Annotated in this window: 17 protein-coding genes; 9 read left to right on the top strand and 8 right to left on the bottom strand. The window is 61.3% G+C overall.

Features of this window, described 5'->3' with window-relative positions; genetic code table 11:
- Nucleotides 1-33: 33 nt before the first annotated feature.
- The 4 genes from D0544_RS04000 to D0544_RS03985 all read right to left on the bottom strand — a co-directional run bounded on the left by D0544_RS04000 (nt 34) and on the right by D0544_RS03985 (nt 4,292).
- Nucleotides 34-465 carry a GlcG/HbpS family heme-binding protein gene (locus D0544_RS04000; RefSeq protein WP_125014706.1) on the bottom strand — a complete coding sequence of 144 codons (432 nt, stop codon included), beginning with the start codon at nt 463-465 and terminating at the stop codon, nt 34-36.
- A 30-nt stretch (nt 466-495) separates the two neighbouring features.
- Nucleotides 496-2,685, bottom strand: coding sequence for a malate synthase G (locus D0544_RS03995; RefSeq protein WP_125014705.1), 2,190 nt, complete (start codon nt 2,683-2,685; stop codon nt 496-498).
- Between the two features lie 342 nt (nt 2,686-3,027).
- Nucleotides 3,028-3,501 (bottom strand): bacteriohemerythrin, encoded by a 474-nt coding sequence (locus D0544_RS03990; protein ID WP_164880827.1) that lies wholly within the window; start codon nt 3,499-3,501, stop codon nt 3,028-3,030.
- A 179-nt stretch (nt 3,502-3,680) separates the two neighbouring features.
- Nucleotides 3,681-4,292 (bottom strand): LysE family translocator, encoded by a 612-nt coding sequence (locus D0544_RS03985; RefSeq protein ID WP_125014703.1) that lies wholly within the window; start codon nt 4,290-4,292, stop codon nt 3,681-3,683.
- Nucleotides 4,293-4,411: 119 nt separating this feature from the next.
- Between D0544_RS03985 and D0544_RS03980 the strand changes: the two genes are divergently transcribed.
- From D0544_RS03980 to D0544_RS03940, 9 genes are all read left to right on the top strand, one after another.
- Nucleotides 4,412-4,906, top strand: coding sequence for an Lrp/AsnC family transcriptional regulator (locus D0544_RS03980; RefSeq protein WP_125014702.1), 495 nt, complete (start codon nt 4,412-4,414; stop codon nt 4,904-4,906).
- A gap of 204 nt (nt 4,907-5,110) precedes the next feature.
- Nucleotides 5,111-5,650 carry a hypothetical protein gene (locus tag D0544_RS03975; RefSeq protein WP_125014701.1) on the top strand — a complete coding sequence of 180 codons (540 nt, stop codon included), beginning with the start codon at nt 5,111-5,113 and terminating at the stop codon, nt 5,648-5,650.
- Nucleotides 5,650-9,984: a tetratricopeptide repeat protein gene (locus tag D0544_RS03970; RefSeq protein ID WP_164880826.1), complete on the top strand. Its 4,335-nt coding sequence runs from the start codon at nt 5,650-5,652 to the stop codon at nt 9,982-9,984. Before D0544_RS03975 ends, D0544_RS03970 begins: the two co-directional genes overlap by 1 nt.
- Entirely contained in the window at nt 9,965-10,579 is a 615-nt protein-coding gene (locus D0544_RS03965) for a tetratricopeptide repeat protein (RefSeq protein WP_125014699.1), read from the top strand. The genes D0544_RS03970 and D0544_RS03965 overlap by 20 nt, the downstream gene beginning before the upstream one ends.
- A gap of 4 nt (nt 10,580-10,583) precedes the next feature.
- Nucleotides 10,584-10,859 carry a hypothetical protein gene (locus D0544_RS03960; protein ID WP_125014698.1) on the top strand — a complete coding sequence of 92 codons (276 nt, stop codon included), beginning with the start codon at nt 10,584-10,586 and terminating at the stop codon, nt 10,857-10,859.
- A gap of 133 nt (nt 10,860-10,992) precedes the next feature.
- Nucleotides 10,993-11,964: a MotA/TolQ/ExbB proton channel family protein gene (locus D0544_RS17450; protein ID WP_341538845.1), complete on the top strand. Its 972-nt coding sequence runs from the start codon at nt 10,993-10,995 to the stop codon at nt 11,962-11,964.
- The gene (locus tag D0544_RS03950; protein ID WP_125014697.1) at nt 11,961-12,467 is read left to right on the top strand and encodes an ExbD/TolR family protein; all 507 of its coding nucleotides are present in this window, start codon (nt 11,961-11,963) and stop codon (nt 12,465-12,467) included. Before D0544_RS17450 ends, D0544_RS03950 begins: the two co-directional genes overlap by 4 nt.
- Nucleotides 12,468-12,471: 4 nt before the next feature.
- Complete coding sequence (locus tag D0544_RS03945; RefSeq protein WP_125014696.1) at nt 12,472-12,978, top strand: ExbD/TolR family protein; 507 nt, start codon at nt 12,472-12,474, stop codon at nt 12,976-12,978.
- Nucleotides 12,968-13,933 carry an AgmX/PglI C-terminal domain-containing protein gene (locus D0544_RS03940; RefSeq protein ID WP_125014695.1) on the top strand — a complete coding sequence of 322 codons (966 nt, stop codon included), beginning with the start codon at nt 12,968-12,970 and terminating at the stop codon, nt 13,931-13,933. The genes D0544_RS03945 and D0544_RS03940 overlap by 11 nt, the downstream gene beginning before the upstream one ends.
- Nucleotides 13,934-13,943: 10 nt before the next feature.
- Here the strand turns inward: D0544_RS03940 and D0544_RS03935 are convergent, their stop codons facing one another.
- The 4 genes from D0544_RS03935 to D0544_RS03920 all read right to left on the bottom strand — a co-directional run bounded on the left by D0544_RS03935 (nt 13,944) and on the right by D0544_RS03920 (nt 18,357).
- Nucleotides 13,944-15,686, bottom strand: a complete 1,743-nt coding sequence (locus D0544_RS03935; protein WP_125014694.1) for a sugar phosphorylase — start codon at nt 15,684-15,686, stop codon at nt 13,944-13,946.
- Nucleotides 15,683-16,909, bottom strand: a complete 1,227-nt coding sequence (locus D0544_RS03930; protein WP_125014693.1) for a glycosyltransferase family protein — start codon at nt 16,907-16,909, stop codon at nt 15,683-15,685. Before D0544_RS03930 ends, D0544_RS03935 begins: the two co-directional genes overlap by 4 nt.
- The gene (locus D0544_RS03925; protein ID WP_164880825.1) at nt 16,902-17,750 is read right to left on the bottom strand and encodes an HAD-IIB family hydrolase; all 849 of its coding nucleotides are present in this window, start codon (nt 17,748-17,750) and stop codon (nt 16,902-16,904) included. The genes D0544_RS03930 and D0544_RS03925 overlap by 8 nt, the downstream gene beginning before the upstream one ends.
- Before the next feature lie 283 nt (nt 17,751-18,033).
- Complete coding sequence (locus tag D0544_RS03920; protein WP_125014691.1) at nt 18,034-18,357, bottom strand: hypothetical protein; 324 nt, start codon at nt 18,355-18,357, stop codon at nt 18,034-18,036.
- Nucleotides 18,358-18,399: the final 42 nt, after the last annotated feature.

Genomic DNA, 18,399 nt, shown 5'->3' with positions numbered 1-18,399 from the left:
GTAAACGCGGCGCTCCCCCTCCTCTGTATTGTGCTAGTGTCCGGCGCTCTGCTGCATAAAGTAGTCAATGCCGGCCTGGGCACACTCCATATCCTGTTGGGGAGTACCCGAGCTAAGCCCGATCCCCCCTACAACCTCACCGTTGACCATCACCGGTAGCCCACCTCCCACCGAGGAGATGCGTCCCCCCACTTCGGTGTGGATACCGAAGGCGAGATTGCCGGGCACATTGACCTGATTGTAATCGTGGGTCGCCTTGCGGGCGGCGGCGGCCGTGTAGGCCTTGTCCTGGGCAATGATCACACTGCTGGTCTTGCCACCATCCATGCGCTCAAAGGCCAGCAGGTTACCGGACTCATCGGTAATCGCGATGCACATCGGCACCCCGATCGCCTCGGCCCGCTGGCGGGCCCCTTCTATCAACAACCTCGCCTCGCGCTGTTCCAGTCGGTGAATCGTTAACATATCACTCTCTCCTTATCCGGATTAAAACCATCAAGCACGCTGCTGCGCCTTGGCCTGTTGACGACGGGCATGCAGTACCGGCTCAGTATAGCCACTGGGCTGATCACAGCCTTTGAATATCAGGTCACAGGCCGCCTGGAAGGCGATGCTGCTGTCAAAGTCGGGCGCCATGGGGCGATAGGCCGCATCACCTGCATTCTGGCGATCGACAATCGCCGCCATACGCTGGAGAGTTTCAAGCACCTGCGCCTCACTACAGATGCCGTGTCGCAACCAGTTGGCTATATGCTGACTGGAGATGCGCAGGGTCGCACGATCCTCCATCAACCCGACGTTGTTGATGTCGGGCACCTTGGAACAGCCCACCCCCTGATCGATCCAGCGCACCACATAGCCGAGAATCCCCTGGGCGTTGTTGTCGAGTTCGGCCTGGACCTCTGCGGCAGAAAGCGAGCGGTCACCCAGCAGGGGAGGCGTCAAAATGGCCTCCAGGCTGGCCCGCTCGCGCTGGCTCAGCTGCTCCTGCACCGAGGAGACATTGACCTGGTGGTAGTGGGTCGCATGGAGCGTGGCGGCGGTGGGTGAAGGAACCCAGGCACAGTTGGCGCCCGCCTCTGGGTGCGCACGCTTGCTCGCCATCATTTCGCGCATCTCATCGGGCTTGGGCCACATCCCCTTACCGATCTGGGCATGACCCCGCAGTCCGGCTTCGAGACCGATGTCCACGTTCCAGTTCTCATAGGCCGCGATCCAGGGCTGCGCCTTGATCTGCTCCTTGGGCAGCACCGCACCGGCCTCCATGCTGGTGTGGATCTCATCTCCGGTCCGGTCGAGGAAGCCGGTATTGATAAACACCAGACGCTCACTGACCTCGCGAATACAGGCCTTAAGGTTGGCGGTGGTGCGGCGTTCCTCGTCCATCACCCCGATCTTCATGGTATTACGTGCCAGCCCCAGGGCATCCTCGACCCGGGAGAAGAGACGGTTTGCGAAGGCAACCTCCTCCGGACCATGCATCTTCGGCTTAACGATATAGAGGCTGCCGGTACGGCTGTTGCGAAGCGCATTATTCCCCTTGATATCGTGCAGGGCGCAGAGGGTGGTCACCATCGCGTCCAGGAACCCCTCTGGCACCTCGTTACCTTCAGCATCGAGTACCGCATCGGTGGTCATCAGGTGGCCCACATTCCGCACCAGCATCAGGCTGCGCCCGTGCAGCTTCATCGGCTGGCCATTGAGGTCTGTGTACTCTCGATCCGGGTTGAGACGACGGGTCAGGGTACGCCCCCCCTTTTCCAACTGCTCCTCAAGGGTGCCCTTCATCAAGCCCAGCCAGTTGCGATACACCACCACCTTGTCCTCGGCGTCGACCGCGGCCACCGAATCCTCACAGTCCTGGATGGTGGTGAGGGCGGATTCCATCACCAGGTCCTTAACGCCAGCCAGAGAGCCCTTGCCCACCGGGTGCTCGCGGTCGATCTGGATCTCGATATGCAGGCCATGGTGGCGCAGCAGCAGGGAGGCCAGACGCTCCCCCTCCATCCGGTAGCCGACCAGCAAGGCACTGTCCGCTAACCCCGTCTCGGTTCCATTCTGCAGGCGGGCCTGCAGGCGGGCCTCCCCCGTGGAGTGGTCGAGGCGATAGTCGGTCACCTCACTGTGAGAGCCCTGGCTGAGGGGAGCGGTCTGGTCCAGGAACTCGCAGGCCATCGCCACCACCCGCTGGCCGCGGGCGGGGTTATAGGCTCCTCCTTTCTCCAGGCCGGCGGACTCCTCAATCAGGTCGGTACCATAGAAAGCGTCGTACAGACTGCCCCAACGGGCGTTGGCCGCGTTGAGGGCAAAACGGGCGTTCATCACCGGCACCACCAACTGGGGGCCCGCAATGCTGGCAATCTCCTCATCCACCCCCGAGGTGGTCACCCTGACCGGGCCCCCCTCCTCCACCAGGTAACCGATCTCGCGCAGAAAAGACCGGTAATCGGCCGCATCGAAAGCAGCACCCGGATGCTCCCGGTGCCACTGGTCAATCTGCTGCTGCAACTGGTCCCGCCGTTCCAACAACTGCCGGTTGACCGGTGCCAGCTCCGCCACCAGCTCGGCAAACTGCTGCCAGAACTGCTCGGCATCGATGCCGGTTCCCGGTGCTATCTCGTCGCGTACCAACTCGTACAGAGGCGTGGCGATCTGAAGCCCAGCCGTGCAAATTCGTGATGTCATAGGGTCTCTCCTGCGCACCGATGGTCACCATGACCATCGCAATGCCCACACAGTATGACGTCCATTTTTCCAGCTCAAGAGGCTCTCACCGGGACGGTTCTGCATAGTGAAAGCCGCAACCAACTGGTTAGAATAAAACCCAAAACCAGCCGGCATTATAATTTTATCTCCATGATTTTAAAAGATAAAAATAGATGGTATTACCATTATCCCTAAAACCAGATCAGACTATACCATTCCACGATGCGGAATTCGATTCTGATAAGCCAAACTGCACTTTCGGGCAAAAGGGGTAGGGAGCGATACGGGGCAATGGCTCCCCGACAGACGAAGGGAATGGGGTTAGACCATACCCCGTAGGCGCAGATAGTCGGCCAGCGGGCGATCGACCTGATCGATATGGCGAAACAGCCCCTCCTGTATAGCCAACTCGATCCGCCCCTGTAACTGACCAGAAGAACGCTGTCCATCCAGCCGCCGACCGATCTCGAAGACCGATTTGACAAGATCACTGGTCGCCATGATGTGCTGGTTATATCGCGGATAGTGGTAGCGGACCATCAGCTCCTCCTCGTAGCGAAGGTGCTCAAGCAGGAGGTCAAAGCAGTGCTGGAAGCGCTGCCGGACCACCTCCCCCGAAGCGCGCTGTTTCAGCATCAACAGCAGCCCGGAAAACCCTGCGACCAGTTCACGGTGCTCCTGGTCCAGGCGCTCGATGCCCAACTCCAATCGTTTGCTCCACAGCACCGAGGTTGAGCTGGCGCACTCCCCATCCTGACAGACCCCTTCGGGGTAGCCATTTCCTCTTGTGTTCATGCGGTGTTTCTCCATCCTGGATTGCACTGCTTAGCGCACACAAAGCGCCACATCACTCGCCAAGCCTTATGGGCTACGTCTGAATACAACCCCTTTCAATCACTATAGCTGCGCGCTGGAGAATATCGGTAACCACAGTCACCCCGCCCCCCCGCTTTTGCCGTACTGTGACGAACCCCTCAGAGCCCGTCCAGCAGCAGCAGGCGCATCGCCAGGACAGTCAGCAGGGAAGACCCCAACCAGCGGAAGAAACCTCGCCCATCCCCCCGACCCCTTAAGCGAGCCAGCAGACGCTGGGAACAGGCGATATAGAACAGATCAAAGATCAGCCCCGCTGCGACCAACAGCACGCCTAGCAGTAAAAACTGCTGCCACAGAGCCGCACCGGCCGGATCGATAAACTGGGGCAAAAACACCCCACAAAAAAGGACAGCCTTGGGGTTCAACAGGTTGGTCATTAGCCCTTTGCGAAACCCGGCGGCGGGATCCGCCCCAGCGCCCACCAAGCCACCCGACCGAAAAGAGTGCCAGGCCAATAACAAAAGGTAGGCAGCCCCCAGGTAGCGCAACAGGTCAAAAGCCAGCGGACTGGCCGCCAGCAGCGCAGACACACCCACAGCGGCAAACAGGGCATGACAGGCGCGCGCGAGCGCAAATCCCAGCGCCATCGCCCGAGCCGCTCCCACCGCCCCACTGGCCGACGTGGATAGCAACAACACCATGTCAGGCCCCGGCAGCAGATAGACCACCGCCAACCCCAACAGATAGCCCCCCAGCACAACCCCATCCATGACAAACCCCTCCCCAGGCAAAATCAGATGGAAATTATCCTGAATTAATAGTGAAATTAGCTTTATATATACGAGAAAAACCCAACCAAACAGAAAGATTGATTCTCAAAATTATCATTATGACTAATTTTCTTTCAGAAGAACTGGATCGTACCGACACCCACCTGCTGACACTGCTGCAGAAGGAGGGACGCATCAGTAATGCCCGCGCCGCCCAACAACTCAATCTCAGCGAAGCCGCCTGCTGGCGCCGCTGGAAACGACTCGAGGAGCGAGGCTATATAGATCACTACAGCGCCAGGGTAGAGCGCAAACGGCTGGGGTACGGCGTAACGGCCTTTGTGCAGGTCCGTTTTGGCAGCCACGGCCTGGCCGCGGCGGAGGGGTTCGAACAGGCAATGAAGACGCATCCCCAGGTGATCAGCTGCCACAACGTGACCGGCAACGAGGACTATATCGTGCAGGTCGTGGCCCGAGACCTCGATCAGTATGCAGAGTTCACCACCCTGCTAAGGGGGTTGGAGGGGGTCAACTCCATTCAATCCAGTATTTCCCTGCGGGAGATAAAGCGCGATACTGTCCTGCCGCCGCAGAGACAGAGTAGCGCTCGATAGTGGGCTTTCCCGCGACCCAGAGACCTCAGCCCCTATCCATTGATCGAAATCAAACAATGGCAACATTAGCGCTCTCCCCCTCCCTGCAGGCGGATATCTGCATGAAAAGTCACAGAGGCCAGTGCAGGGAGCATGCTAATATTCGCGCTCTTACCTGCCTCCTAAACAGCCCAGAGAGCCCTTGGTTATCGATCGTTGAGCCCTATGCAGTCCATCATCGACCTCCTCCGAACAGCGCTATCCATCCTGCTCTGGCTTTCGCTCAGCACGCTGGCCTCCGCCAGCCAGCCCCTATCGCCAGAACTCGAAGAGGCCGAGCTGCAACAGTTACTGCAACAAAGCCTCAAACTGCAACAGGAGACCATCGGTTTACTGGATGATATCTACCTGACCGAGTCTTCCATCCTCTTTCCCCAGACCAACCTGTTGGTGGTTATCCTCAGCCAGGACTACGGCGCCACCCTGCTGCTGGAACAACTGGAGCTGAGCCTCAATGGAGAGCAGGTGGCGGTCCACCGCTACTCCGAGCGCGATATGGAGCGCTTGATGCGCCGCGGCGTGCAAACGATCTACACCACCCTGATCCCCCCCGGTGCTTACTCGATAGGCGCCCGGCTGCATGGAACCGGTTTCGCCGGCGGACCCAGCATCACCAGCGATCTGCAGTTTCACAAGGGTTCCCGCCCCCTGTTCGTAGAGATCGTTATCAGTGGCAGCCAGATGGTATTGAAGCAATGGGACTGATGCGCCGTTCTCCGCTTGGCCTCCTTCTGCTGCTGGGCAGCCTGTCGGCGCTCCCCGTACAAGCCATTCAGCTCGACAACGAACAGGCCCACCTGCACCTGCAGTGGGAGCGAACCCGGGATTTCTTCAAGCGTTGGGAGGGGCTGAAGCAGGAGGGGCTGAACCAGCAGCCACTGGCCGGCCTCCTCAAGGGGCACACCCAACGCACCGAGCGCGGACGCTCCCTGCTGCACCTTCCTTCGACCACCTTCAGCCTCGAGGAGCTCAATGCCGAGTGGATACGCAGGGCCACTGAAGCCTACCAGGGCGGCCATTGGCCCCAGAGCCGCTACGCCATCGCACAGCTGGGCGTCCCCCTGACTGAAACGATCGAGCCCCAGGCGATGCTGCTCAAGGGGATGCTGCAGATCCGCGAAAAGCGCTACATGGACGCGGCGGCCTCCCTGGAATCGGTCCTCAAGGATCCCCGCCTCCGCATCCCGGTCCACTACAACCTGGCTCTGGCCAGACTGCTTGACGACAAGGCGCCCCCCGCACGCGCCCTGCTGGAGGAGTTACTAAAGACAGCTGCGAGCGCCAACCCCAGCGCGCCCCATCTGCACCAGGCCCGTCTGTTGCTGGCACAGCTCTACCTCGCTAACGGGGAGGTCGAGCGCAGCCTTAAGCTGCTCGAGCAGATCCCTGCCGGCCACCGCTTATCCCCCCTGTCAATTGCCCTGCGGGCGGATGCCGAGCTGGCACGCAACGATAACAACGCCGCCCTGGAGGCACTGCTAAAGCTATCCGCCAGTACCGCTGCCCCCCTGCCCGCCTATCAGGCAAAGCTGCAGTCGATGCTCAACCAGCTCGGTGCCCACAACCAGGCGGTTGCTGTCGGCGAGCAGGCGCTACCCCGGATGATTGAGCGCTTTGCCAGCAACCACCAGCTGGCTCAGGAGCTGGCTTCCGAAGCCTTTTACCAGCAGCTGCTGCAACGCCGCAGTGGAGACCCCCGTTCACAGCTGCTGCAGCAACTGAGCACCGATACCGGCACGCTGGTGAATGAGATCGAACGCCTGAACAGTCTCAAGCGACTGCTGGAAAGCACCCTCAACATGCACCCTCCCTACCAGGCGCTTTTTGATAAGGGCCCCATAGAGCTGGGTAAACGCCTCAACCGCTACTCCGAGTTGATGCCCTACCCTCTTTATCCGGTGCCACCCGAGGCGGAGGGCAGCACCCCCGAGATGCAGTTTTTCGAACAGCGCCTGAGCGAGCTGGTCGGTGCACCCTCCCCCTGGGGACGACGTTACAACCTGCTCAACCAGCTACTGATCTGGAAGCATGGCGATAACCCCTGGCTCAAAAACGGGCAACTGGACAAGCACGGCGCCGATTTTGAGCTCGATCAGTTTCTCGAAGAGCGACTGATTCGGGTTGATGCCCTGAGTGCCGACCAGATTCGTGCCAGTACCGAGAAGATGCGGCAGATCACCCGCCAGGCCGGGAAGCAACCGGAGAAGCTCGATCGCCTGATGGAGGCCCTCAAGCCCCACCTGCAGCGGGCCCTGCAAAAAGAGGCCGCCACCTGGATTCGTGACGCCGAAGAGCAGTTACTGTGGATGGCCACCAGCACCCTTCCCAGCCCCTGGCTGTTCGAGGAACGCTCGCCCCAACCGGCTTTCCAGCTGCACCAGGGGCGCCTGCAACCGGTGCAGATTGAGCAACCACCCATGCCCGACATCCGCAACGCCTTTGCGGCGCTGAAGCGGTTATCGGAGGAGGCCCTCAACCGGGATATCCGCTTGCTGGCCACCCGCTACCGGGCCGACCTCAGCCTCGCCAGCTCGGTGCGCAAGGAGCTGTTCGACGGTCGGGATCCGGCCGGCCTCGATGGCGATTTCGAGGAGGCGATCGCCCTCTACCAGCAGCTACTGCGGGAAAATGACCCCGCCGTGGGACTCGATGAGGTGCTCTACCAACTGGCCCATGCGCAGGACCAGCTGGGTCAACTTGAGCACTCCCTCGCCAGCCTGCAGACCCTGATCGACCGTTTCCCGAGCACCGAGCGCCGCGACGAGGTTCTGTTCCGGCTCGGCGAACTGCACTTTGCGATGGGCGACTACGAGCGCTCGATCGCTTTCTACCAGGCTTTAGTGCAGGGGAACAATGCCTTTAATGACCGCGCCCGTTTCAAACTGGGCTGGGCGCAGTTCAAGGAGGCCCAGTACAGCAGCGCCCTGGACCACTTCTTCTCCCTGCTGGCCAAATACTGGCCCCAAAAGAGCGAGCATGAGGCCCTGCTGGCCGACCTTCGCCGGGTGATCGCTCTCAGTTTTTCCAACCTCAACGGGGTAGCCAGCCTCGACCAGTATGTCGAGCGCCATGGTACGGGCGACTACAGCCAGCAGGTCTACATCGACCTCGGTGACTACTACGTCGAGAAATCCCGCTACAACGACGCCGCCGACACCTTCAGTCGCCTGCTGGCTCGTTTCCCGAACTCCCCGCAAGCCCCCTACTACCAATCCAGGGTGGTACAGGCCTATGTGGACGGCGGCTTCCCCAGCCAGTCCTGGCCGGCACGCGAACGCTACACCGAACTCTTTGGCATCCACAGTGACTACTGGCGCAACGCCGATGCGACCCGCCGCGAGCTGATCCTCACCTATCTCGAGCCCTACCTGCTCGATCTCGCCCAGCGCGACCATGCCCTGGCCCAGAAAGCGGGAGACCCACAGCTGCACCGCACCACCCTGGCCCGCTACGATCACTTCATCGAAGCCCTGCCCCGGAGCAAGCACCTGGCCAATGTCTGGTTCATGAAGGCCGAGGCGCTGACCGAGATGGAGCGTCATGAGCAGGCGGCCGCTGCTTACGAGAAGGCGGCCTACGACTTCCCCGACTACGAGCAAAGGCAACAGGCCGGCTACGCAGCACTGCTCGCCTACCAGCACCTCTACCGCCTCAGCGGGGAGGAGCAGCGTACCCACTGGCTGCAACAAGAGATCAGCCAAAGCCTGCGTTTTATGGAGCACTATCCGCAGGCGGATGCAGACTTCAAGATCCGCACCAAAGTCGCTGAGGACTACCGCATACTGGGTCAACACGAAGCGGCCATCGGTCTGGCGCATCACTTGTTACAGAACCCGCAGCAGCCTCCCCGTCAAGCAGCCCTGCGCCTGTGGCGTGTCATAGCCCACTCCAGCTTCGACAGCGCGCTCTACGCCGAAGCCGAACAGGCTTATCAGCAGGCCCTTGAACATGAGCCCGCCGACCCCGAAGCGAAGCAGTTCCACCTGAGGATCGCCGAGTCGATCTATAAGCGGGCGGAAAGCCTGCAACTGCAAGGTGACCTTTCCGGCGCCGTTGAGCAGTTCCTGCGACTGGGGAGCGTCGAGCCTCAGGCATCGATACGCCCCCAGGCGGAGTTCGACGCTGCCACCCTGCAAATGCGCCTCAAGCGCTGGGCCGATGCCCAGGCCACCCTGGAAGCGTTCGACACCCGCTACCCCCAGCATCCCCTGCGAGCCACCCTGCTTGAAAAGCTGGTGCTCTGCTACGAAAATACCGAGAGTTGGGACAAGGCGGCTGCGGCCCTTCACGCCATCTACCAGCGCGAAGGGGGATCGGTGCTGGGGCAGGACGCACTCTGGCGCTCCGCGGCCCTGCAGGAGAAGGCTGGCAACCCGAAGCGGGCCGCTGAGGCCTATCAGGGCTTTATCAAACGTTTCCCGGCCCCCCTGGAACGAGCCATGGAGGCACGCCTGCAACTGGCCAACCTGGCGCGCGACCACCGCATCGGCAGCCAGCGCCAGTACTGGCTAAAGCAGATCATCAGCCACCAGGACAAGGCGACCGCTGGCACCAGCGAGCGGACCCGCTACCTGGCATCGGCAGCGGCCCTCGAGCTGGCCCGGCAGGAGCTGGTCAGTTATGGCGAGTTGTCCCTCTCCCTGCCCCTTGAGAAGAGCCTGGCGCGCAAACAGAAGCGAATGGAGAGCAGTATCCAGTGGCTCACCAAAACCATTGACTACGGGCTGGATGAGCATGCCACCGAGGCCACCGTGCTGATCGGCAATCTCTACAGCGACTTTGCCAAGGCACTGATGCAATCGGAGCGCCCCAAAGAGCTGGACGCCCTGCAACTGGAGCAGTACGAAATTCTGCTGGAGGAGCAGGCGATCCCCTTCGAAGACAAAGCGATTGCGTTGCACCAGCTGAATGTCGATCGCATCCGCGATGGCGTCTATACCCCCTGGGTTGCCGCCAGCCTCAACAAGCTTCGCGCGCTGATGCCCAGCCGCTTCGACAAACCCGAGCAGGTGGATACCTATGTTGAACAGATCAACTAGCGCACTTCTCCTCTGCCTCTTGCTGGCCGGCTGTGCCGGCCAGGGAGGGCAACGGCAAAAACCCACCCTCACCCCCAACCTGCCGAGCGCCACGGCCAGTGACCATCGCATCAGCCCTCAACTGCAGCACGAGTATGAGCTTGCCATTGCCCTGCTGCGTGAGGGGAAAACCCAACCCGCCCAGCAGGCGCTCAACGCCTTGCTGGAAAAGGATGACCGGATCGCCGGCGCCCACCTCAACCTGGCGCTGATCTTCTACCGCAACGAGTCGCTCGACCAGGCCCGGCAATCGGTGGAGCGGGCGCTGGCGCTCTCACCACGCAACGCCGCTGCCTACAATCTGCAGGGCACCCTGATGCGCCGGGAGGGCAACTTTGATGGTGCCGCACTGGCCTACGCCAACGCCATGGCGGCCGATCCCAACTACGCCCCCGCCTATCTCAATATGGCGATCCTGTTCGATATCTACCTGCAGTTCTGGGATGATGCCCGTCAGTTCTACCGTCGCTACCAACAGCTGAGCACCAACCCCGACCCACGGGTGGAGCACTGGCTGCTGGACCTTGACCAACGCATAGCACAACAAAAGGGGTAATTGGATGCACCCACCGCTTGCCCGCCCCCTTATCCTGACGCTGCTGCTGACCAGCGGTCAGGCGGTCGCCGCCTCCGCCCCCAGTCAGGGGATGGAGGTCACCGGTGACCAGGAGCTACCCAAGGTGCTTTACATTGTCCCCTGGAAAGTCCCGCAACCGGCCAGGATAAACCCGCCCGAGCTGGACTCTCCACTGGATCGGCCGGCAACGCCCTGTGATTTGGGTCTCAATAGCCCGCATTGGAACTGCCCTGAGATACAAAAAGCGGCCAAACCTTGACGTCAGTGCCTAGGCGAAGCCGGTGGGCTTTCCTATAATCGCCGCCGATTAGGTCGCCCCTGGGCCTGGCTAGCGCCGCAACAGGGTGTCCATCGCCCCCCTTTTTGTCACCACCAGCCACCGAGTACGTGCCATGGAACTGTTCGATACTATTGTTCGTTTTATCCAGGATGGAGGGGCCTTCATGTACCCCATCATGCTCACCCTGGCCATCGGTATCGCCATCGCCACCGAGCGCTACCTCTACCTGACCCGTATCAAGTCCCTCAACCACAGTGCCTGGAATCAAATCTTTCCATTGATGTCCGAAGGCAGGATCGAGGAGACCATCGAGTTCGTTAGCGGCTCCAAGGCGCAGCTGTCAAAAATGCTGGAGTACGCCCTCGGCCACCTGGTGGCGGGACGCCGTGCCGACGACGTCGAGCGCATGCTGGAGGAGGGGTTGATGGAGGTGATTCCCCGCCTCGAAAAGCGCACCGGCTACCTTGCCACCTTCGCTAACATCGCCACCCTGCTCGGCCTGCTGGGCACCATTCTGGGATTGATTGCCGCCTTCTCGGCGGTGGCCAATGCCGACCCGGCCGAAAAGGCCAACCTGCTTTCGAGCAGTATCTCGGTGGCCATGAACACCACCGCCTTCGGCCTGGTGGCCGCTATTCCCCTGCTGTTGTTGCACGCACTGCTGAGCACCAAGACCAACGAGATCGTCGACAGCATGGACATGGCCACGGTAAAACTGGCCAACCTGATTCAGGTCCGCCATCGCAGCGAGGTGGACGGGCTCCACCTCCAGACCCGCGCCCAGGCACAAACCGCCGACCGCAACAGCGCTGACGAGCAGGCTCGCGCCGCTGAAGCCGACGCTAAAGCCAAAGCCCGGGCCGAAGAGGAGGCCCGCGCCAAAGCGGCCGAAGAGGCGCGCCGCCAGGAGGAGGTCCGCCGTAAAGAGGAGGAGGCCCGGCGACAGGCGGCCGAAGCGGCCAAAGCCAAGGCCGAAGCCGCCGCCCGGGCCGCTGCCGAAGCGGAAGCCGCCGCCAAGGCCGCCAACCAGGCGCTCGCCGAGGCCGAGGCCGCCGCCGCAGAAGCCAACAAGTCCTCAAAATGAGACGCCGACGCCTGCGCCGCCAGCAGGGGGAGCCGGAGATCAATATCACCGCCTTCCTCAACCTGATGGTGGTCCTGATCCCCTTTCTGTTGATGTCCGCGGCCTTCAACCAGCTGACCGCTTTCGACCTGTTCCTGCCTACCGACAGCAGCGCCCAGGCAACCCAGACCAATGAGGAGGAGAAGGTGGAGCTGGCGGTGCTGCTGCGAAAAGAGAAGCTGGTGCTCAACGTGCACCCACGTGGACAGGTGGCGGAGCTGCCCCACAGCAACGAGGGGGCGCTGGATATCCCGGGGCTACAGCAGCAGCTGCGGTCGCTCAAGGCAAAGTACACCGATATGACCCAGATCACCCTGCTGTCGGAGCCCGACACCCGCTACGAAACCATCATTGAGGTGATGGACGGGGTACGTGCCATGTCGATCGAGGAGGCGGGCAGCCGCTACCGGATCGAGCTGTTCCCCGATATCGCACTCGGGGATGCCCCGGAGACGGGAGCCTAGCGCCATGAAAAGCACCTCCCCCCGCGCACGCCGCCTGCAACGAGCCAGCCGCACCCGGACGGCGGGGCTCAACCTGGTATCGTTGATGGATATCTTCACCATTCTGGTGTTCTTCCTGCTGGTCAACTCCTCCACCGCCCAGCAGCCCCAGAGCGCCCGTCTTAAACTACCCGAAGCGCGGGTGGAGAAACCGATCGAGGAGAGTCTGGTGATCCAGATCGATGACGAAAGCATCATCGTTCAGGGTCGTAAAGTGGCCGATGTGGCCACAATCAGCGGCCAGGAAGAGCCCTTGATCGCGCCGCTCGTGGAAGAGTTGAGATACCAGGCCAGCCGCCGCCCCCTGCTCGAAGACGGTGAAAGCGACCTGCAGGCGGTCACGGTGATGGCCGACCGCGAGCTCCCCTTTTCGCTGCTGAAAAAACTGATGGTCAGCAGCAGCGAGGCCGGCTACGGCCAGATCTCCCTCGCGGTGATCGGTCTGCCCCAGGAAGACGACCGTGGCCAGTAGTCCCCTGCTCCACCCCACCCCCCTGCTGCCCTGGGCGGAACCCCGGGCACAGCGGCTTTTTTTCCGCAGTCTGCTGGTGATCTCACTGGGGGCCTTTATGGCCCTGTTCCTGTGGGTCAACCTGTTTGTGGTGCTGCCCGAGGTGGAGCGCGAGGAGCTGGAGCGGGTGCCACCGCGGGTGGCCCGCATGGTGCTGAAGAAAAAGCCCGTGCCACCGCCGCCGCCCCCTCCCGCCCAGGTGCGGGTAGAGCAGCCCCAGCCCAGCACCAGCACACCGGCCCCTGCTCCTGCCGTTGCGCCCAAGCCTCGCCCCGCCACTGAAAAGGCCTCCGCCGAACAGGTCAAGGCCGCGCGCGAGGTCGCCGCTAAAAGCGGCCTGATGAAAGCCACCAGCCAACTGGCGGCACTGCGTAACCTCACCGACCTTAACAAGATCGGGGCCACCAAACTCAACTCTTCGGTGGCCGGCCAGTCCCGCAGCAGCAAGCAGGACAAGCTGGCCAGTAACGCCATGGGCGGCAGTGGGGGAATCGAGGTCAGCACCGTTGCCAGCAGCGGCAGCTCCTCACTGGCCGGACGCTCCACCACCCAGGTGGAAACACCGGCGGATCTGGTGGGTATCGGTGCCGGAAGCGGTCGCGGCCAGGGCGGCAGCGGTCCCAGCCAGCGCACCAGCGAGGAGATCCAGCTCACCTTCGACCGCCACAAAACCTCCTTCTATGCGCTCTACCGCAGTGCCCTGCGCAAGCAACTGGGTCTGAAAGGGCGGGTGGTGTTCCGACTCAGCATCCTTCCCTCTGGCCAGGTGGAGCGCTGCGAACTGGTCTCCAGCGAACTCAATAACCCCACCCTTGAGCGCAAGCTGGTGGCCCGTATCCTGCTGATGGACTTCGGTGAGAAGCCGGTCGAGCGATGGACCGGCAACTATCACGTCGACTTTTCACCCGCCGGCTAGCCCGCCCCCGCTAAAGCGAGCTGAGCCACACCGACTGGTAAGGCTGCAGCTCAATGCTGGCCTGATCCGGCGCCAGGCGGACCCCGCTTAGCAACTCCCGCCATTCGACCGCCGCATCCAGGTTGACACTGTGCAAGCTGACGCACTGCACACGGTCGGTCACATTGGTCAGCGCAAACAGGGTCTGGTGCTGTCCCAGGCTCTGGCGCCAGACCCCGAACACTTCGGACCCCAGCTGCAGTACGTACTGGCTGGCATTGGGGTGCAGCGCCGGCTGCTGGCGGCGAATGGCCAACAGTGACCGCATCGCCTCCAGAACCTGCCGCTGGGGGCTCTGGGAGTTTTCCAGCGCCTCCGCCAGCCGGTCTGCCGACCAGCGGTGGCGATTGATCGAGCGCGCATTACCGGTGTGCAACAGGCGCTCGTAATCGTTCGGGGTGGCCAGCAGGCTGTGGATGTAAAAGGCCGGCACCCCCTGCAGAGCCAGCATCAGACAGTGGGCGCAGAGAAAGCGCGCCTGCTGCCAGGGGTCACTGCCCTGGTAACTGGCGGAGAGGGCATCGAACAGGGAGATATTGAGTTCATAGGGCACCACCCGGCCCTCGAGCTTGCGTACGCTGACGCGCCCCCCCAGCTGCTCCACCATCGCGACCATGCGATCCCGCTCCAGCTCGCTCAGGATCCCCTCCACCGGCCGCAACCCGATGCCATCATGGGAGGCGATAAAGTTGAAATAGGTGGAGCCCAGCGGCGGTGCCGGCATGCTCATCAGCCACTCGCTGAGGGCATGGCAATCGCCGGCGTAGAGGGTATGCAGCAGCAACGGTGGCAACGGGAAGTTGTACACCATATGGGCTTCGTTGCCGTTACCGAAGTAGGAGAGATTTTCCCGACTGGGCACATTGGTTTCGGTCACCAGCAGCGCCGCTGGCTCGGCGTGGAGTACCAGGGTGCGCAACAGACGAACAATCTCGTGGGTCTGCGGACGGTGCAGGCAGTCGCTGCCCACCTGCTTCCAGAGAAAGGCGATCGCATCGAGGCGGAACACCCTCACACCCCGTTGCAGGTAAAGGTGGACGATGCGCGCAAACTCAACCAGCAGTTCGGGGTTACTAAAATCCAGGTCGACCTGGTCCGGGCCGAAAGTACACCAGACATGGCGTGGACCCGCCACCGTCTGCACCTCCCGCAACAGCTCACTGGCCCTCGGCCTGACCACCCTAGAGAGGTCCTCGGCCGGGTCCCGGCAGATGAAATAGTCACGCCCCGGATCCACCCCGGCCTGGAAGTTTTCAAACCAGGCACTGCGCGAAGAGATGTGATTGATCACCAGGTCCGCCATCAGCACAAAGTCGCCGGCAATCGCCTCGATGTCTTCCCAATCGCCCAACGTTTGATTCACGCTGGTGAAATCCATCACTGCGAAGCCGTCGTCCGAGGTGTAGGGGAAAAAAGGCAACAGGTGAACCGCACTCACCACCCCATCCAGCTCCTGCTTAAGGAATCGATACAGGCTATGGAGGGGTTTCTCCCCCTCCCGGTAGATGCTGTCACCGTAGCTGATCAGGTAAGCATCGGCCGCACTCCACTGGCTGGGTTGCTCAACCCCCTGCCCGAGACAGGGCGCCTCCGCGCGGAGTCCCATCGCCGACAGCAAGCGGTCGGTGATGGCCTCAAGCTCCTGCGTTTCGCGCGCCCCGTAGATCTGCCGCAGATGCTCTTCGACCCGGGCACGCAGCGAAAAGCAGCTCATAGTCCCCCCATCTCCTGGTTATCCTCCTCCACTGCCTCATACAGGCGCTGCAAAATATCGGGCTGGGCCGAGATCACCCGGTTCCAGCTCGGGATAAAGGGCTTCTCCATCGGGTTGTCGAGGAAGTAGTTACCCGCCTCCATGATGTTACGGGCAAAGAGCTCCACCGCCTCCTCCTCATCGTGACGATCCAGCTCCAGACCGTTGATGCGCGCGTCATTATGGTAGGTTTCGATAAAGTCGAGGGCGATGCGATAGTAGGTCGCCTTGATGGTCCTGAAGCGCTCGCTGGAGAACACCTCGCCATTGGTCGCCAGCTTGCGGAAGATCGCCTTGGCGATATCGTGGCTCATTTTGCTGAGCCCCTTGCTGGCGTCCTCCTTGGAGAGGGGTTGATGCTTGTGGTCGTAGACATCGGCGATATCAACCTGGCAGATCCGGTTAGTGGCATAGTTGCGTTTCATCTCCGACAGCACCCCGATCTCAAGCCCCCAGTCGGAGGGGATGCGAAGGTCATTAAGCACATCCACCTGGAAGGAGAACTCGCCCGCCAGAGGGTAGCGATAGCTGTCGAGATACTCCAGGTAGTCGGAGTGCCCGCACACGCACTTGAGGGCTCGTATCAGGGGGGTCACCAGCAAGCGACTCACCCGCCCGTTAATCTTGTTTCCCCCCACTCGCGCATAGTAGCCCTTGCAAAACTCATAGCTGAAGTTGGGGTTGGCGACCGGATAGATCAGGCGCGCAAGCATCTCGGGGGTATAGGTGAGCACGTCACAGTCATGCAAGGCCACTGCACGGGCCTTGCCGGAGGCGAGTATATAGCCGAAGCAGTACCAGACGTTGCGCCCCTTTCCCATCTCGCGGGGCGCCAGCCCCTGCTCCTGCAACTGGGCATCGATCGCCCTCAGGCGGGGCCCATCGTTCCAGAGGATGCGAAAGGGTTGGGGAAAGAGGGAGAAATACTCCTGTGCGAAGCGATACTGCGTTTCATCGGCGCGGTCCAGCCCCACCACGATCTGGCTCAGGTAGGAGGCGTTGCGAACATGGCCAACAATATTTTTAAGGGCGGGCCCCTCCAGCTCGGAGAACAGGGAAGGCAAGACCAGCGCCATGGGACGGGTGCGGGAAAAACTTTGCAACTCCGCCTCCAACTGCTCAAGCGGGCGGTCACACAGGTTATGCAAGGTGGTGATGATGCCGTTCTGGTAAAAGTCACCCATGATTTCTCTCCCCGTTGATGAGTCCCTGCGCCATCAGCTCCCTGACCAGCTGGTTCCAGCCGCAGGATCCGATCTCGGTGCTATAGTGCACCCCCTGGGACCGTTTAAGTTTCAGGTGTTCCCCTGAGGGCTTGCGCACCACGCAGGCAATATCGGCGCTCTCCAGCATACGCCGGTCATTGCCGCTGTCTCCCAATGCCAGAGTCTGGTAGCAGGTGTTATCCCGCTGTTCGAGCATGATCTGCAGGGTGCGCATGGCCATGGCCTTGTCCACCCGATCCATCACGTGCACAAAACGCCCCCCTCGCTGAACACAGAGCCCATCGGCATCCAGGGCTTGTGAAAAGTCGAGAAGCTGCTCCTCCCCGTCCTGCCACAACAGGGGCTCGGTAAAGAGTCGCTCCTTTGCACGCCGGGCCGATTCAGTGTCCAGGCCCGTGTGGCTGACCACCTCCTCCACCGACATGTTGTAAAACCCCTGAAAGCGGTAGTCGTTGGCCAAAGCACTTAAGCGGTGCAAAAGCAGCTCTCGGGGCCCGGCCAACGAGATCACCAGCCGGTTTCGGTAAGGGTAGGCGCTGGCGGGCAGGCTGGGGCTCCAGTGCAGAGGAAAGGCGATGGCGGAGCCATTTTCAAAGATGAAGGGGGTGTCGAGCGCCAGCTCCTGCTGCCACTGCTCGACTTCGGCAAAGGTCTTGCTGGAGTTTAATATGATGGGCACACGCGTACGAAGTTCGGCCAGGGTCTGGGCGCTGGCTGCATAGCCATAGCCATCGTGATCGATCAGGCAACCATCCAGATCGCTGAATATCAGCGTTGCCCGTTGACCTGAAATACCCATAACTCGGCTGCCGCCCCCTGCTTTATGCTTCCATTGATGGGATAAGCAATGCAGCATGTTTGCCAACTTGGCTTTTTTCTCTCCCCGCCGCCTATAACAGGGGGTAGACGGGTACCGAAGAGGGAACGGCGCCCAGAGTTAGCGACGAATCCCTCACCGAGAAGCCCATAAGGCGCACAGAAATGGTGCACAAAAGAAAACCGCCCCAGAATGGGGCGGTTGATCCAGTGGGCAGGCACAGTCCGTCATAGCAGCCGCACGTTGGCTAACTGCAGGCTTGGACTCAACCGCGTGAAGCCTTTACATCCAGATAACCACGCTGGATAACGGTTTCCAGCGCATTGACGGCGCTGACCAACTCATCAAAGGTCTGGCGGCGCAGACGAAGCTCCTCAACCTGATCCTCGTTGGGGATGCCCGTATCGCCGGTGGTCAGGGCAAAGAGCGCACAAAGATAATCAGCACGGGCATTGGCCACCATCGACAGGATCGGCTCCAGGTCGTCCAGAGAGAGTTCGTCGATCCTGGGGTTGATAATGGCCCTGTTGATGTCACGCCGTTTCTTTTCAAGCTCAAGCAGTAAGCGGTTGCTGTCCGATGTATGCATGCTCCCCTCTCCAAAATCCCTTATGCGGTGTCACCTGATTCT

Source organism: Aestuariirhabdus litorea (assembly GCF_003864255.1).
GTDB classification, from domain to species: domain Bacteria; phylum Pseudomonadota; class Gammaproteobacteria; order Pseudomonadales; family Aestuariirhabdaceae; genus Aestuariirhabdus; species Aestuariirhabdus litorea.
Note: the sequence above shows the minus strand (reverse complement) of the source record. Positions and strands in the feature narration are given on the sequence as shown.